Origin of the sequence: Shewanella sp. SM23, from assembly GCF_025654295.1 — a bacterium.
GTDB classification, from domain to species: domain Bacteria; phylum Pseudomonadota; class Gammaproteobacteria; order Enterobacterales; family Shewanellaceae; genus Shewanella; species Shewanella oncorhynchi.
In genome coordinates, this window is the sequence record NZ_JAKKRM010000002.1 from 381,531 (window position 1) to 396,671 (window position 15,141).

At 42.5% G+C, this 15,141-nt stretch carries 11 protein-coding genes and 1 pseudogene; 10 read left to right on the forward strand and 2 right to left on the reverse strand.

Features of this window, described 5'->3' with window-relative positions:
* The first annotated feature begins 602 nt into the window (after positions 1-602).
* From L5L98_RS04750 to L5L98_RS04780, 7 genes are all read left to right on the forward strand, one after another.
* Entirely contained in the window at positions 603-1,199 is a 597-nt protein-coding gene (locus L5L98_RS04750) for a VF530 family DNA-binding protein (protein ID WP_263138921.1), read from the forward strand.
* 1,479 nt (positions 1,200-2,678) lie between these two features.
* Positions 2,679-3,647, forward strand: coding sequence for a helix-turn-helix transcriptional regulator (locus L5L98_RS04755; protein ID WP_263138924.1), 969 nt, complete (start codon positions 2,679-2,681; stop codon positions 3,645-3,647).
* A complete protein-coding gene (locus tag L5L98_RS04760) occupies positions 3,644-4,837 on the forward strand; it encodes an EAL domain-containing response regulator (protein WP_263138927.1) in 1,194 nt (397 codons plus the stop codon). The genes L5L98_RS04755 and L5L98_RS04760 overlap by 4 nt, the downstream gene beginning before the upstream one ends.
* Before the next feature lie 3 nt (positions 4,838-4,840).
* The gene (locus L5L98_RS04765; protein ID WP_263138930.1) at positions 4,841-5,140 is read left to right on the forward strand and encodes a hypothetical protein; all 300 of its coding nucleotides are present in this window, start codon (positions 4,841-4,843) and stop codon (positions 5,138-5,140) included.
* On the forward strand, positions 5,130-7,034 hold the full coding sequence (locus L5L98_RS04770; protein ID WP_263138932.1) for an ATP-binding protein: 1,905 nt from the start codon (positions 5,130-5,132) through the stop codon (positions 7,032-7,034). Before L5L98_RS04765 ends, L5L98_RS04770 begins: the two co-directional genes overlap by 11 nt.
* 187 nt (positions 7,035-7,221) lie before the next feature.
* A complete protein-coding gene (locus tag L5L98_RS04775; RefSeq protein ID WP_263138935.1) occupies positions 7,222-8,256 on the forward strand; it encodes a GGDEF domain-containing protein in 1,035 nt (344 codons plus the stop codon).
* A gap of 174 nt (positions 8,257-8,430) precedes the next feature.
* Complete coding sequence (locus L5L98_RS04780) at positions 8,431-9,219, forward strand: CLCA_X family protein (RefSeq protein WP_263138939.1); 789 nt, start codon at positions 8,431-8,433, stop codon at positions 9,217-9,219.
* 128 nt (positions 9,220-9,347) lie between these two features.
* On the opposite strand, the gene L5L98_RS04785 is transcribed toward L5L98_RS04780, so the two are convergent.
* Positions 9,348-10,310 carry a hypothetical protein gene (locus tag L5L98_RS04785; RefSeq protein ID WP_263138942.1) on the reverse strand — a complete coding sequence of 321 codons (963 nt, stop codon included), beginning with the start codon at positions 10,308-10,310 and terminating at the stop codon, positions 9,348-9,350.
* 461 nt (positions 10,311-10,771) lie between these two features.
* Between L5L98_RS04785 and L5L98_RS04790 the strand changes: the two genes are divergently transcribed.
* From L5L98_RS04790 to L5L98_RS04800, 3 genes are all read left to right on the forward strand, one after another.
* Complete coding sequence (locus L5L98_RS04790; protein ID WP_263138944.1) at positions 10,772-11,941, forward strand: PepSY-associated TM helix domain-containing protein; 1,170 nt, start codon at positions 10,772-10,774, stop codon at positions 11,939-11,941.
* Positions 11,941-12,417 carry a hypothetical protein gene (locus L5L98_RS04795; RefSeq protein WP_028759925.1) on the forward strand — a complete coding sequence of 159 codons (477 nt, stop codon included), beginning with the start codon at positions 11,941-11,943 and terminating at the stop codon, positions 12,415-12,417. Before L5L98_RS04790 ends, L5L98_RS04795 begins: the two co-directional genes overlap by 1 nt.
* Positions 12,418-12,695: 278 nt before the next feature.
* The gene (locus L5L98_RS04800) at positions 12,696-14,882 is read left to right on the forward strand and encodes a TonB-dependent siderophore receptor (protein ID WP_263138947.1); all 2,187 of its coding nucleotides are present in this window, start codon (positions 12,696-12,698) and stop codon (positions 14,880-14,882) included.
* Between the two features lie 76 nt (positions 14,883-14,958).
* Here the strand turns inward: L5L98_RS04800 and tnpA are convergent.
* Positions 14,959-15,141 (reverse strand): annotated as a pseudogene (gene tnpA, locus L5L98_RS04805) (IS200/IS605-like element ISSod23 family transposase); the annotation flags it as partial.

A 15,141-nucleotide genomic window follows, 5' to 3' on the forward strand; every position in this document is an offset into this window, starting at 1 on the left:
CTCTAAGCCAAAACATTAAAGTTGGGATAATAAGGTCGCGGAGTATACAGACTAAGGGCTAAAGATGCGAGCAAGGATGTGATGCGCAGCTATAAATCGAGCCGTTTCAGTTGCGTTTATTTTGAGGCTGACCCAAGGCATCAGCGGATCATAGGTAAAATTTAGAAACGGGTTTGAGCTTGATGCTGAGTTCATACCTGTTAGCGTGATATCGCGGATATGTAGATTAAAACCGTCAGCTGCGGCGTATTTTCTTTGCCCTAAAGCCGATACCAAACCTCGCTAGCGCAAATAAAAGAAGGCGTTTAGCTTATTTACCGTTATTATTCCCGCAGTTTTGTCGAGCAGCAGATTTTACGGCTAATATTTAATGGCTCTGTTTGGAGGCTTTAGGCCCTTAAGATTTAAGATCTAAGCATCACGAGTAACAAGGCTTAACGCCCTATGCTATTGCCGTAACAACGTCAGTGGCTCATGACTTCATAACTTGAGTGATTTCTCTAATCGCGAGTTTTAGTAGCGAATTGAGTCACTCGTTTAACAACTCAAAACCGTAAACTAATACAGTAAAATCAGCCAATAGGGCTGAACTTGGAATTCCCATGATTGAAGAGCAACAGAACAACCCATTACACGGCCTTAAACTCGAGACAATGATCACTGAGTTAGTCGATTTTTATGGCTGGAAAATTTTATACGCGGCATTAAAGCTAGGTTGCTTTAACACCAACCCGACCATTGAGGCCTGTATTATTTTCCTCAAGAAGACTGAGTGGGCGCGGGAGAAAGTGGAAAACTTTTACCTGTATCGATTCAAGCGTATGCCTAAAGCCGTCGGTGAGCAGTTTGACCTTAAGCCACGCGAACGAGGTTTTGCTTCAGGTATCGCGCCGCGTAAACCGATGGAACTCACCATAGAATCTATCGCTAAAATGCAGGCACAAGCCAGCGCCGAGTACGAAGCGGGTAATAAACGTCCTAACTCTGGTTATGGCTCAGGTAAGAGCTTTGGTAATGGTTCAGGTAAAAGCTCAGGCAAAAAACCTACGGGGGGACGTGGCACCGGCTCTGGATATGGTTCATCGAATAGCAACTCACAGCGCCGCAGCGAACCCCGAAACGATTTAAAAATGGCTGAGCGTTCAGGACCAAGCCCATCGACGGATGACAACGATCCGTGGGGCACTAAACGCGGCTAATCCCATGTCTGCCGAATTGAGTGGGCATGGTTTTTCACAGGCGTTAGTTTTACATTCGTTATTTACAGTGACGAGCCTCAGCTTGCTATTTTCGTACCCGTAAAAAATTAGCTCTGGTATGAGTTAGCTTTTGTAAGAGTCGTTTTGAAGTCATGGCTCTAGTTGTATGATAGAACATCTGATTTATCGCCTGATTTAAAGAGAAGAGGTTAGCTGTTGAATACAGCTAACCTCTTTTTTATGATTAACTATTCACTTTATTGCATTGAGGTGAGAAAAATCTCGGGGATTATAGTTTTAGACTTGCATATATAGTGCATAACCAGTTAATTCATCAATTTGCAATCAGATGTGCCGGTTGCTCATTTTTAGGACCAATACCAGCGCCTTCTCTAACACCAGTGCTTTATACTTTGTGCCTTTTGTTCATCTTAGTCTGCTAAATGCCAAGAGTTAACGTCAAGGTGTTTGACGATACAACTCCAAGATAACCATTTAAATGTTTGATTCTCATCGGGTAAGTAGTTTTAGCCGTCTTGCTCCACCAGCGTTCCCTGTTGCCAAACGCCGCTGCCGACTTGCAGATGCGTAACGGCCAAACCATCGGTTTCGGCGCTGCCGTCATTCAGCGCCAAGGGATATGTCAATCACTACTATATGCGAACTGCGGTTAGGCTTAGCGGCTGGTATTCGTTTGTGTCTAATGCGGGATAACTTAAGTTTGCCCGAGATGGATTTAAACTTTGGCCAACTCGCTGATACTTGCTGATGAGACCCGTTTACTCAAAGCACGCTATAACTTGGCGAGACCTGCGCAAGATGCTCACAGTATTCTTCTTTATCCTTCTGCGACGCCAGTGATTATAGGCGTTCCTTTAAACGCTGGACTGGCCAATTCCCCACTTTTTCGCAGCTGGCTTGCTTAAGCCATAAGCTATTAAAAACTATCCTAGTAATATCTCTAAGCTGATACTGTCGCGGTTTGCCTATTCCAAACGTGAATAACCATGCGTGAAAAACGTGGTTCAGTGAGAATAACCCCGGAGTTATATCCCGTATTTTGAATTTTTAGCGCATAAATAATCAATTTGGCGTTTTGTGGCCATTGCTGGTGAATCTTATATTTTATGCGGTTTTATAGGGGGTTCTGTTGATTGCGGTTTTATCTATGATGCAATGATTTAACCGAACGAATAACTAGACACTTTTTTCCATCGCTTTTTTGACTGTGCCATGGTCTCAGATAAACAATGGCATTTATACTCGTTTTCCTATTGCAAAAAAACGTGGTGAATAAAAGGCTGAGATGGAGGAACTGAGTGATGAGTGACGAAAAAATCACTGGACTTTATTTCATCGAGAAACTTCAACGCATTTGGATTACTTTTACATTTAGACATCCAGAGCCAGTAGATGACATCGACCATAAGACGTATATGGAGCTGCTAGATAAAATAAAAAATTCAGATGGAACGCGATATGATTTGTACACCTATCTCCTATCAAAGCAAAACAAGTGCACAGACATTCTCCAATTTCTTAAAACACACCCGCAGTGAGAATAATTTATCTCAAGAAGATTTATGTAGTCTGCTCAGGCAAAAAAGCTGCCTGTTCGATATGTTAGATTCCATCACTATTAGCCGTTGGGAGCGGGGAGTTAACATTCCATCCTTAGCTAAACAGTCTGAAATCGTTGAAATATTTGGCTCTGAACTGTTTGATATTTATCGGGAGGACAAAAAATTCATCAACGAAGGTTTAGCGTTAATTAACCTTTTTGAATCGACCATAGAACGCAGTGATCATCCGTACTACCGTAATACTCCTTATCGTGTCGAGTTTATCGAAAGCCACCATCAAAACTTTATGACCCTGCTGCAACTTAGTTTGATTTATGAAAGTAACCCGCGTTTATCCTTTGTGAGCCGTAAGTTATCTCAACCTTTTTTTCGTGGACTCTCATTGGTGGTGGCTTTTAGCTTTGGGGATCAAATCATTGGACACAGTCTATTCTGCCGCACTCAAGGCAAAATTGCCCTTGAATTTATGAATGATGAGGTGGACTTGTTTGAGGTCATTAACCATAACAGTCAAGCTTTGCCAGATACCTTAATGGTGTTCTCCTCCTTTGGTGTAACGCCTTATATTGAAAATTATATGATGTCTGTTTATCTCAATGAATTGGCCACGAGTCGCTCACTTAAGTTTTTGAGTTTTAATATCTGTGATGAGTCACTAAAACGAAAATTGACGCAATTTAAGTTGCCCATATTTAAAGTAAGAACGATAGAAGGCGGCTTCAAACCAGTCAAAAACTATTCGTTTTTCTCCAGTCGCACAGAAGTCATGGCGAATCGTAATTTACTCAAGCTTTCTGTCATCCCTACATCCAAATCCCAGACGATCGATCCCATTTTCTTTATGCAGTTAGAGACCAATATATGAATATTCTCATCATAGATGATCAACGCTTTATTAGAGAAACCATGAAAGCTGATATCCATAAGTACTTAGCAGAGGACAATGTGGAGATCTATGAAGCCAGTAATGGTAATCAAGGAATTGAACTGATCTTAGCTGTAGAAGCAAAACTTGATTTAGTCATTTTAGATTTAAAAATGGATCAAGGTGACGGTATTGCGGTGATTAATATGTTGGCCTCCGAGCCCCGATTTACTGCCATTCCGATTGCGGTGATAAGCTCCTCGGATAAACGGACTTTAGAACTGGTGGATAGCATTATCACGGGTTTGAAGCTCAACTTGCTTGGCGTATTTGCTAAACCTATCAATGTGAATGACATTTTAACGCCATTGCTAGACGCCTCCGACGATAGAAACCTTGCCCATCAACATGAGTCTATCGTGCAAGACATGGCGGCGAATATCAATGTGCGGCAATTGCTCAAAAATGAACAATTAATTTTGTGTTATCAGCCTAAGATTAACCTTAAAACAAAGGAGATCATCGGTTTTGAAGTGCTTTCACGGCTTTGCGATCAATCCAATGGCTATATTTATCCCGACGTTTTTTTGCCACTGGTGAATCAGCAGGGGCTAAATAGCTTGTTTTCGCGGATGGTTATTTCCCAAGCATTGCAATGTTGGTCGCGTCAACCGTTATTAATGGCGTTTGCCCTGTCGATTAACATTACCGCAGATGATTTGACCTGTGATGAACTCATTGAGTACATCATCGAATGTGGTCGTGAGTATAAACAAATCCATTTGATTTTAGAGCTCACCGAATCACAGGAAATCATTAACCAAGATAGAGTGCTTAACTCAATTGCACGGCTGATCATCAATAATATTGATATTTCCCTCGATGATTTCGGTAAAAGTTATTCTACTTATGATCGTCTTGATGCCATTCCCTTTAAAGAGATCAAAATTGATAAAAGTTTTGTCTCCGATATGGATATCAATCACCAACATTATCTCATCGTAGAATCCACCATCGCGCTTGCGCAGAAGATGCACGTAAAGGTGGTTGCAGAAGGCGTTGAGACAAGTGCAATAGAGTTAATTCTCTCTGAGTTGGGGTGTGATGTTGCCCAAGGTTATTTGTACAGCCCCCCGATTGAAGGTCGTTATCTTATTGATTGGATTGCTCAATATAATAGGAGTGCCTAATGTATGAATGCTAATACTGAGTTACTCAAGGCCTTATCTGTATTCTTTGAGCAATACAGCCAAGAACAGCAATCGCGACTGCGATTGACACTGATTGCTGAATTACAGCGAATGCGACTTGAGCTAGAACAATATGAGTCCTCTGACAGTATCGAAGGGCTGAAACATCAATTTACGGGTATTGCGCGCTACTTGGAGCTTAAAGATATGCTGTCTGTCATGGATGTTTGCGAGCGAGAGCAGTTTGAGTATCAGTTATGCAGCTTGCTAAAGGCCGTAATGGACTACGCTAATGAGCATTAAATATAGCGCTTGTATCAATATGTTCAGTGGTTTATGGGTCACTCTGTTGGTGCTGTGGTTAACCTTGTCCCACTCACGTTATGAATTTGACTCCATTTACAATAAAAAAGCAGAAGCGGTTTTTACTTCTTCACGGGATATGTTCTTACAACATGAAATTATGTTGGATGCGCTAAAATCGTTTTTTTATGCTTCGAGTGAGGTAACGTCACAGGAATTTGAGATTTTTGCAAAGGACTTACTGAAGATCAAATCTGCTGTCGCTTTTACACTGACCCCCGAACTTGAACTGGCCTATATCTCTGATCAGACAATGGCGCCAGAACTTAAGCCACTTAAATTAGTCAAGAATAGTAAAGGGGAACTTCAGGCTAGCCTTGCCGATTACACGTTAGCGGTTGTTAATATCGATGGGCCTAATATGCTTTATTTAGTCTATGCCATTTCTCATCAGCGGATATTAGCGCGGATTGAGCAGGAGCAGGGTGTATGTATTAGCTATCAATTTGAACAATCGTTATTGCAAAGTTCATCCTGTAACCATGAGTTTTCCACAGGCATATTTTCAATGTTTAGCTACTCAGATAACCGAACTTTGGATATTCCTGGATACCAAACCCGTGTAGATTTACGCATAGAATATCAAGTGCCACAAAAAGAGGTTGTCGAGCTAATCGTGATTATCTTACTGATTGCTTCTCTTGGTATTACTCTGTCTTTTCTTTTGTACTTTAAGTCTAAAAATCAGCATATTGTAGAGCAGATTAAGCTCGATAATCGATCTAGATTAGCAGTACTTTCCAGCATAAATCATGAGATCCGCACTCCTATCAATGCCATTCTTGGCTACAGTCGCATGTTAAAAAAAGCGCGCTCACAACCACAAAAACTGGACGAAATTATCGATAAAATGACCTGGTCAGCTAACTTACTTTACTCGGTTGCCGAAAATACGTTGAATTACAGTAAGGCTGAAGCTGGGCAGTTAAAATTGAATCGGCATTTAGTCAATTTACACGAATATCTGAGCAATATTGAGGATTACTATCGTGCTTTTAGTGCGACATCGGGTAAACGTTTACAGGTTGTCGTGAATGAGTCTCTGCCGAAGTTTATCGAGCTCGATGGGACTAAGTTATTCCAACTCATGACTAACATTATCAATAATGCCTTTAAATACAGTACGGGTAGCGAAGTGCATTGTTATATGGACTTACGCCTTAAACGTCACCATAAAGACCATAGTCCTATGCTTAGGGTACTGATCCGCGATTTTGGTGAGGGAATGTCAAAGGAAGCGCAGCGCGCTTTAGTTGATCCCTTTATGCACGCATCTAACTCATATACAACAACATCGGGCATGGGATTAGGACTCTATACTTGTAATCGATTGCTTGAGCAAATTGGCGGTAAGTTTATGTTGCGCAGTCAAAAGGGCAAAGGCACCACAGTGCTGTTACATTTTCCCTGCCAACTTACCGAGGTGAAAGAACGATTAATGATTCAATATGATCAACAAAAAGTGTTAATCATAGATGATAATCTGTTTAACCTTGAGATTTGCAAAGCCATGCTAGAGCACTATCATTTTCAAACCTTCAGTGTTGATAACGCCGCGCAAGCACTTAAGATGTTGATTCACTCATTGCCACATATTGTTATTGTGGATTACCGTTTACAAGATATGAATGGCTTGCAACTTATCAAACAGATGCAACAAACATTACAAAACCTTGCCAGTGATACCCAGCTTGAGCATCACTGTCGCTTCTTTTTGCTTTCAGCTAATGATAGCGATGATATTCCTGAGTTAGCATTATTCCCTGAGGTACATTTCATGCAGAAACCTTTTAGTGCTGAAATATTTCTCAGTAAATTGGCCGTAAAATCGTAAATTATCAAAGTATTGGATCTGATTTTTAAAGCTTATTTGCCGAATGTGTGGGATTTACATCGCGGTAGAGCCAATCCCGTTGCGGTAATATGGGGGTAAAGACAAAGACGCTGTGATTAGTGTAGAACGCTGCTAATCTAAACATGTCGGAGATCTTCTCTAAAAGCGTCATTGCTAGGAATAATCGATGGAAAAAGAATCTCTTGAGTCTGTTTACCCCTTTTTAACCGAAGCCTTACGGCTAAGCGAGAATGGCCTCGCTGTTTTGGACAAGCACAATCATTTTATCTTTTATAACCATACCTTTGCGAAAATGTTTGGTTTTGTTGATCAAGACATGGCTGGCCGGCATTTTGACGACATGATGCACTTTGCCTTCACCCATAAGCAAGGGCCTAAAATTGATCATGAAACCATAGAGGAATGGCTTGAACTTATTCATGCGAATCAACGTAAATCAGCTTTTCGACGTTTTGAAGTGGATCTGGTCGACGGTAGCTGGTTGCAACTTTCTGAGCAGGTTTATCACAATGGCGATATGGTCATTGTTTGCACCGATATTACCCAGTTAAAACAGGTCGAATTTGCCCTAAGGAATGCGCAGACTGAGTTGAATCGACTCGCACTCACCGATGAATTAACCGGTATTGCCAATCGACGGCATTTTTTCCAGCAGTTAGAGCATGAAATCAAACGCTTGAGTCGTCTACAGTTACCTTTGTGCCTGGTCATGATGGATATCGATTATTTTAAACTCGTTAATGATCGCTATGGGCATCAAGTGGGTGACAAGATATTGCAGCATTTTACCCAATTTATCAGTGCTCGCACGCGCCCATACGATATCTTTGGTCGCTTCGGCGGTGAAGAATTTGCGCTATTACTGCCAGAAACGTCGGTCGATGTCGCGCAGAAAATTGTGACGCGTATGATGTTAGCGCTTGCGAATGAAGATATTTCAGCGATAGTCGCCGATTTTCACTATCAATTTTCGGCAGGAGTGAGTGCGTTAACACCTGTAATGACTCATCATGCCATCGAAGAAAACAGCGGTATTTTAGCGCTTCAGTCTGTGCCTTCACCGATTGAAATCGGGAGTCAGTGCCGTTCAGATGCTGAAAAGCTGGTGGCCGAGGCCGATAAAGCCTTGTACCACGCTAAAACTACGGGGCGAAATTGTGTCGTGGTTTGGGATGATGTGATATTAACGGCTAAAGCTTAGCGAACCCAATGGTTGACGAAATCTAAGCATCGCGATACCAAACCAAGAGTAAGCGCTGCTTGGCTCCTATTCTTAACTTGATATTGCACTTAATGCAGCGTTTTGTTCCTGTGCATTTTCACCTAAAATAGTCAGCTTAATTTGTCTCTCATTGCAAAGGGTTCAAGGGAAGCCGTGTTAATCAATCAGCAATATAACCGCCATGGACCCGATTATCGATTTGGTGAGCAAGTCACTTTTCTTGATATTAAACAAACCTTTGGTTTTAGCCATGTGCGTGTTGGCCGCTGGGTGACGCGGGATGAATCGCGGATTGCTGCGGATTTAGTGTTTGATTCGCTCGCCGATTTGGCCTTTATCTTAAAATTACCACCTTTAACTTTAGGGCTGCGGGAAACCGTCAGCCTGGCCTTTGGTCATGGCGGCCAAAAGGGCGTTCAGGCCCATTATACACCCGCGACCCGAGAGTTGGCATTGGCTAAAAATGCAGGTGCTGGTGCTTTAGCCCATGAGTTTTGGCATGCGTTTGACCATTATATTGCCGCTAAATCATTCAAACCTACTAATAAGCGGTTTCAGTGTGCGAGCGATCTTTGGCTATCCGATCTGCCCATCATAGAGCATCCATTAAATGCTCGATTATCTGAGATCTTCAAAGTGACATTGTTGAGTGGACAGGGTGATGAGCCCCATGATTATGTTCGCCGAGCGATTGCATTAGATAAAAAACATGGGATGCAGTACTTCTCTCGGCCAACGGAGATGATGGCGCGAGCATTTGAAGCCTGTATAGAATCCTATACTGATATTTCGAATCCGTATTTAGTGTCGGGAACCCGTTTTTCAGCAATGGCAAAGGAGGGGGCTTATCCCGATGAGGCCCACAGGCAAGTGATTTTTCAGGCGCTGATCAATTACTTTGAACCGCTGGGGATCGCATTGGGTAAAAATCCCCTTAACTAGGGTGTGTTGACGTTTTGAGTCATGCATTTGAACAGAGGTTAATTTAGCGTCGCTAGAGGGCAAGGCAAAATGTAAAACGACATTCGCCTTAGGTATTTTGAATGCGAATGGCAGTGGACAGGGGAGGGTCACGAGCCGTTTGAAGGCTCGTTTCCAATTAAGCTCGCGTGCTTAGTCGACAACGTTTGCCAACAATAGGCCAAACTATGGCGAATCGCATCAAGATATTGAGATGCCTGAATATCCATTAAATACCAATAGCTTGGTTTTGATTCTGGCATGTGGTTGAAAAATAAAGCTTCAGCATTGATGAGCTGGCTAGGATGAGCAAATTGCTGCCAAATGTTGATGGGTGTATGCGCCAGTGTGATTAGCCATTCAAGTTGCATCTGCCGCGTGGCTGGATTTAGCGCATCTGCGATTAATAAGCTCGACTCCTGTAAACGCTCAAGCAAATCAAAGGGATTATCTGCGTTTATCCTAGGTGTAACTTGGCATGGTTGCATGTGGTTTATTGCGGATAGGCGAGGTAAAAATACGGACGCTAAGCTAAATTCAGGCCAGTCGACCGATGGTACCAAAGCTTGGGCAATCCGCCGCTCGCCTAACCAATTATGCACCATGCAAGGTAAGTGATCGTCAGGTGGTAAATCATTGGGTCTTGCTAAACTCGGAAACAGCGACATACGCTGCACTTGCACATGCTGAGACAACTGCTGCATCAACACGATTGTGGTTAACCCAGATGAAGGCCAGCAGCCAAGCTGAGGCGTTAATTCAATCGCAAATTGTGTCAAGGCTTGCGTAAGCAGACCACTTTGTGGATGACCTTGTACTACAAAGGCATATTTTGATTCAGCAAAACCACCATTGGCGATATTCACTATCTGATTATTTACATTGCTGTTTTCAGCCCATTGAGTACCGTTAAAAATAAATGTCGTACCTGTGGTCGCAGGCTGCCAATCGCCAGAAGCATTACCAATAATGGTCACTTGCTCAAAGGCAAGGGTGCCCGCTAGAGCTTGCAGATCTAATTTAGCATGTGGCATCTGCAAATGTTGATGCATGTGGGTGTGAGACTTAGGCATAGGCGGAACATCTGTTTTACGAACTCAAAATGGACTTCATTGTAATGGATTATCCCCCTGAGCCCAAAGGGTTAATCCATTGAAGTTTACCGGATGCTGTTTTAACGCAGGATAGTTTAGCTTTAGGTATACCGCGCATAAAAGTGATGCGCGGTATTGGCGATTAACAATTAGACTAAAAATTATAACTCAGGCTAAGTTCGACATTTCGCGGTTCGCCGAAGAAACCTTGATTGTAGAAATCGATACTAGAGTAGTAAGAAGCTATTTGGCGTAGGAATTCGGCGCTAACAATAGGCTCGAAATGAGCGCTGCTAACAAGGTTTTATCCATCATGATTCCCCATCATAGTATTTTGTGACCGGCATTCTAATTGAAAACAATTCCCAGCACATCGTATTGATAACAATTTGCATTACCTTTACACTCGCGAAATACGATAAGTGTTAGGAAAGTCACAAATGGCGAAGATCAGTAACCGATTCTGGTTTATGTTGCATGGTTGGGTGTCGCTCCCAATTTGGTTGTTATTTTGTTTTATCTGCTTGACGGGGACGATTGCGGTACTGAGTCATGAGATCACTTGGTTAACGAATCCAGCATCGAGGGCGTTGAACCCTAATGATTTACCCGTAAAACCGGTTAGTGAATTAATGACGATTGTTGAGGAAGCCTACCCAAGTGCGGCAGTCTCTGGTGCTATGACCTTAGAACCGTATATGGTCAATGTGATCATGTTCAGTGACGTGGATAAACCCTATGCCATGGCCTATGTCAATCAATACACTGGTGAGATCCAACAGATTAATGAAGGCATGACATTTGCCGGCTTTATCAGATCTTTACATGCTTGGTTATTATTTCCTTGGCAAAGCGGTTACAGCTTGGGCTATTACCTTGTCTGTTCGATGGCGCTGTTTATGCTCGCGTCTTTAGTGACGGGACTCATTGTTTATAAACGTTTTTGGCGAAGTTTTTTTGCTCCGAAATTGCGTGTGAGTCAAGGTAAAAAGACACTATTGGCCGATTTGCATAAATTGTCTGGTGTGTGGTCTATTTGGTTTATCGCGATTATGGCCGTTACCGGATTATGGTATTTAGTCCAAGCCATTTTTTGGCATGCTGATATTGATATTGAGCCACATGCGCCATTGGTTGCAGCTGAGCAATTGCCCTTTATCCAAAAGGGTGATGTGAATCCAGTTGATCCAAGCGTGTCATTTGCACAAGCCTTAACATTAGCGCAAACGCACTTTCCAGACTTTCAACCAAGCTATGTGATGAAACCCGAGCATAATCGTGACATGTATCATCTGAGCGGTAGCGGCGAGCACATTTTTTACGATCAGTATTCTTACAACCTTAGCATTAACCCTTGGACGGGGGAGATTGCAAGAGCGACATCACCTGAGACGATGACAGGGATACAAACGCTAATGCATATCGCAGATCCTTTGCATTACGGTACCTTAGGTGGTATCTGGACAAAAATCATTTGGTTTATTTTTGGGGTGATCCTATCGGGTATGTCAATCACCGGATTTATGATGTGGGGACTGCGTAATGTGCGTGCAATTAAAAAAGTGGAATCCCCCAGTACTGTGGCAGATAGGTTAGAGGAGGTACGTTAATGGCTTTCATTCATTCAACTTTTTGGCAAAAAAATAAATATAAACTGAGTGGGTTTATTCTATTGCTCCCCCTATTGTTTTTGTATCAGTCGCTAACACCTACATTTCCACCGGCCTGGCAGACTCAAGAGTTAGGTGAATTTAAAATAGCCCCTTTACCCTTAGATCTAAAAGCACCCTATGTGCATCATGATGACTATGTGAAAGATTTCATGTTGGTTTTTGAAAAAGGTGAGGTAGGCAATATACGCCAAGGCTATGCCAATATTGGAACGCAGGCTTTGCCAATAGCAGATTTACAGCGCAGTGAGAATGGTATTTTGCACGGTAATAAGCATGGCCAACACGTACACGCCATCGCAACTAAGACGCTAACTTCCGCCGATAGTCTGTGGATATCGATAGAGAATTGGCAAGGTGAGTGGCAAGTGGCAAAGTGGCCTCTGCCTGCCGAGCTAATAGTACAGACACACTGATGAGATAAAAACTAAACACTAAACACTAATGGCGATCCTATGGAGTAATAATCTCAGGGTCGCTTTTAGTGGCGTAGATTAAGAATGATTAACCGAATACGGGTAAAGAATAACCTTTTTCACCGTAAACGCTCACTTTTGAAGGCATAAACACAACGGGGACGTTTATTCCTCATTAATAAATGATGAATTTGTTATATTCATCACCAAAATACAAATGAAAGTGATTCGCAATAGTGTTACCGTATGTTCATCCTAAATAAACTCCCTAAATTACTATGCGCTTTTATCTACTACCTCTCGCGTCTGCCATTACTTTGGCATTAAACCCTTTGTCAGTTTTGGCTGCAGAGCCGTCTTCTGCTGCAGATGCAAATGATCAAAATATTGAAAAAATAACAGTGATGGGCAAGTACACTGTGAGTCGAACTATTGATACCGCCACAGGTTTAGGGCTGTCACTGCAGGAAACGCCACAGTCAGTGAGCATCTTGACCGCTGAACGGATCCAGGATCAGGCACTCAATACCGTTGTTGATGTGGTTAATAACACAGTAGGTTTGTCTTCATCTAAAACAGATAACGTTCGAAATGGCTTTATGGCCCGTGGTTTTGCGGTTCAGAATTACCAGATTGATGGCGTACCTTTATCTTGGAGTTTGGGTGGCGATGCAGGTGAGACTGTGTCTGATATCTCTCTGTATGAGCGTGTAGAGGTGGTGCGTGGTGCAACAGGCTTACTAACGGGGGCAGGGGATCCTTCTGCTTCAATCAACCTAGTACGCAAACATGCCGACAGTGACGAACTTAAGGGCTATGTTGATGTTGCTACGGGTAGCTGGGATAAAAAACAAGTTACCGCAGATGTTTCTAATGGCCTCAACGACAGTGGCAGTGTGCGCGGTCGCATGGTCGCGAAATATGTCAATAGCGATTCTTATCAGGATCTTTATCAAGACCGTAAGACCATTCTTTACGGCGTAATTGATTCAGACATTACTGACAACACTATGCTGCGCGTTGGCGGTAGTTACAATAACAACAACCCCAAAGGAGCGATGTGGGGTGCGTTACCAGCAGTATTCAGCGATGGTTCGGCTACTGATTGGGATGTTTCTACTACAACAGCGGCAGATTGGAGCCGTTGGGAAACGACTAACATCAACTATTTTGCTAACTTGAACCATTATTTCAGCAATGGTTGGCAGTTGGTGGCGAACTATAATCGCATGGAATATGAAACCACCACCAAAATGATCTATATGTCTGGCTTGCTGAATAAAGAAACCGGTGCAGGTTTGAGCGGTCAGCGTTATCACAGCCATGGTGAAAGTAACTCTGATAATTTCGATTTTCAGTTGAAAGGCGATTACCAACTCTTTAACCGTGAGCATCAATTTGTGACTGGTGCCTTATACAGCAAACAGAAATCCTATGCTGATACCTATGAACCCATCCGTGAGAATATGACGGGCTGGGACTCAAAGGCAGTTGAAAACTTTTATGATTGGCAAAGCAACGCCTTTGAAGAGCCTGAATGGTCAACAAACGCCAATCGCCAGTTGAATATGGATACTGAGCAGAAAGGTTTCTACGCAGCAACTCGGCTAACACTTACCGATGATTTAAAAGTGATTGCCGGTGGCCGTATTTCTAGTTGGAACCGCGAAGGGATCAGTTATGGTACTGATACTAACTTTGGTGATGATGGCGTGTTCGTTCCTTATGTTGGCGCCTTGTATGACATAAACGAAGAGCATCGTGTTTACGCCAGTTATACCGAAATATTTAATCCGCAGAACAGTAAGGATATTAACGGTGATTATTTAGATCCACTCGAAGGTAAAGCCTATGAAATTGGTTTAAAGAGCGCTTATCTAGATGATCGTCTGCACACTGCTGTGGCACTGTTTAAGATTGAACAGGATAATTTTGCTAAGCAAGATACAGACTTTGAGCCGACGGATGAGCAAAAAGCAAATGGTCAGACAAGTGCTTATTATGCAATACAAGGTACTAAAAGTACTGGCTTTGAGTTAGAAGTTGTGGGGGAGTTTATTGATGGCTGGAATATTTCGGCAGGTTACTCTCAATTCACCGCAGAAGATGCAGAAGGCAAAGAACTTGAGACCACGAGCCCTCGCAAACAGTTTAAACTCTTTACTACTTATCAGTTTGTCGATCATTTACCTGAATTAACTGTTGGCGGTGGCGTTAACTGGCAGAGTGATAGTTACGCACAAAATGGTAGCGTTGTAATTGAGCAAGATGCTTATTCACTAGTTAACCTAATGGCTCGTTATAATCTGGCGGAAAATATGGACCTACAACTAAATCTCGAAAACCTGCTGGATGAAAAATACTATGCCTATATGTCTGCAGCATCCTATATGCCTCTTGCATACAGTGTGTATCACTACGGAACCCCACGTAATGTGACCCTGAGTTTTAATTACCGCTTTTAAATTTTCCGCTAAGTAAAGAATCCGCCTTCTTAGAAGGCGGCTTTGACTTGCCCCTGGAAGGGGCTATTCCAAGAACCTACATCATCTGCAACGACAATTGAGCCTCATGTTCCTGATCTTGTTTATCTTGATGGCGCACATATCGTCTAATGATTTCTTCATTAACACCTACTGTATCTACAAAATAACCTCTGGCCCAAAAGCTATTGCCCCATAGCTTTTTACGTACATGAGGAAATTTATTGAATAACCTTATCGC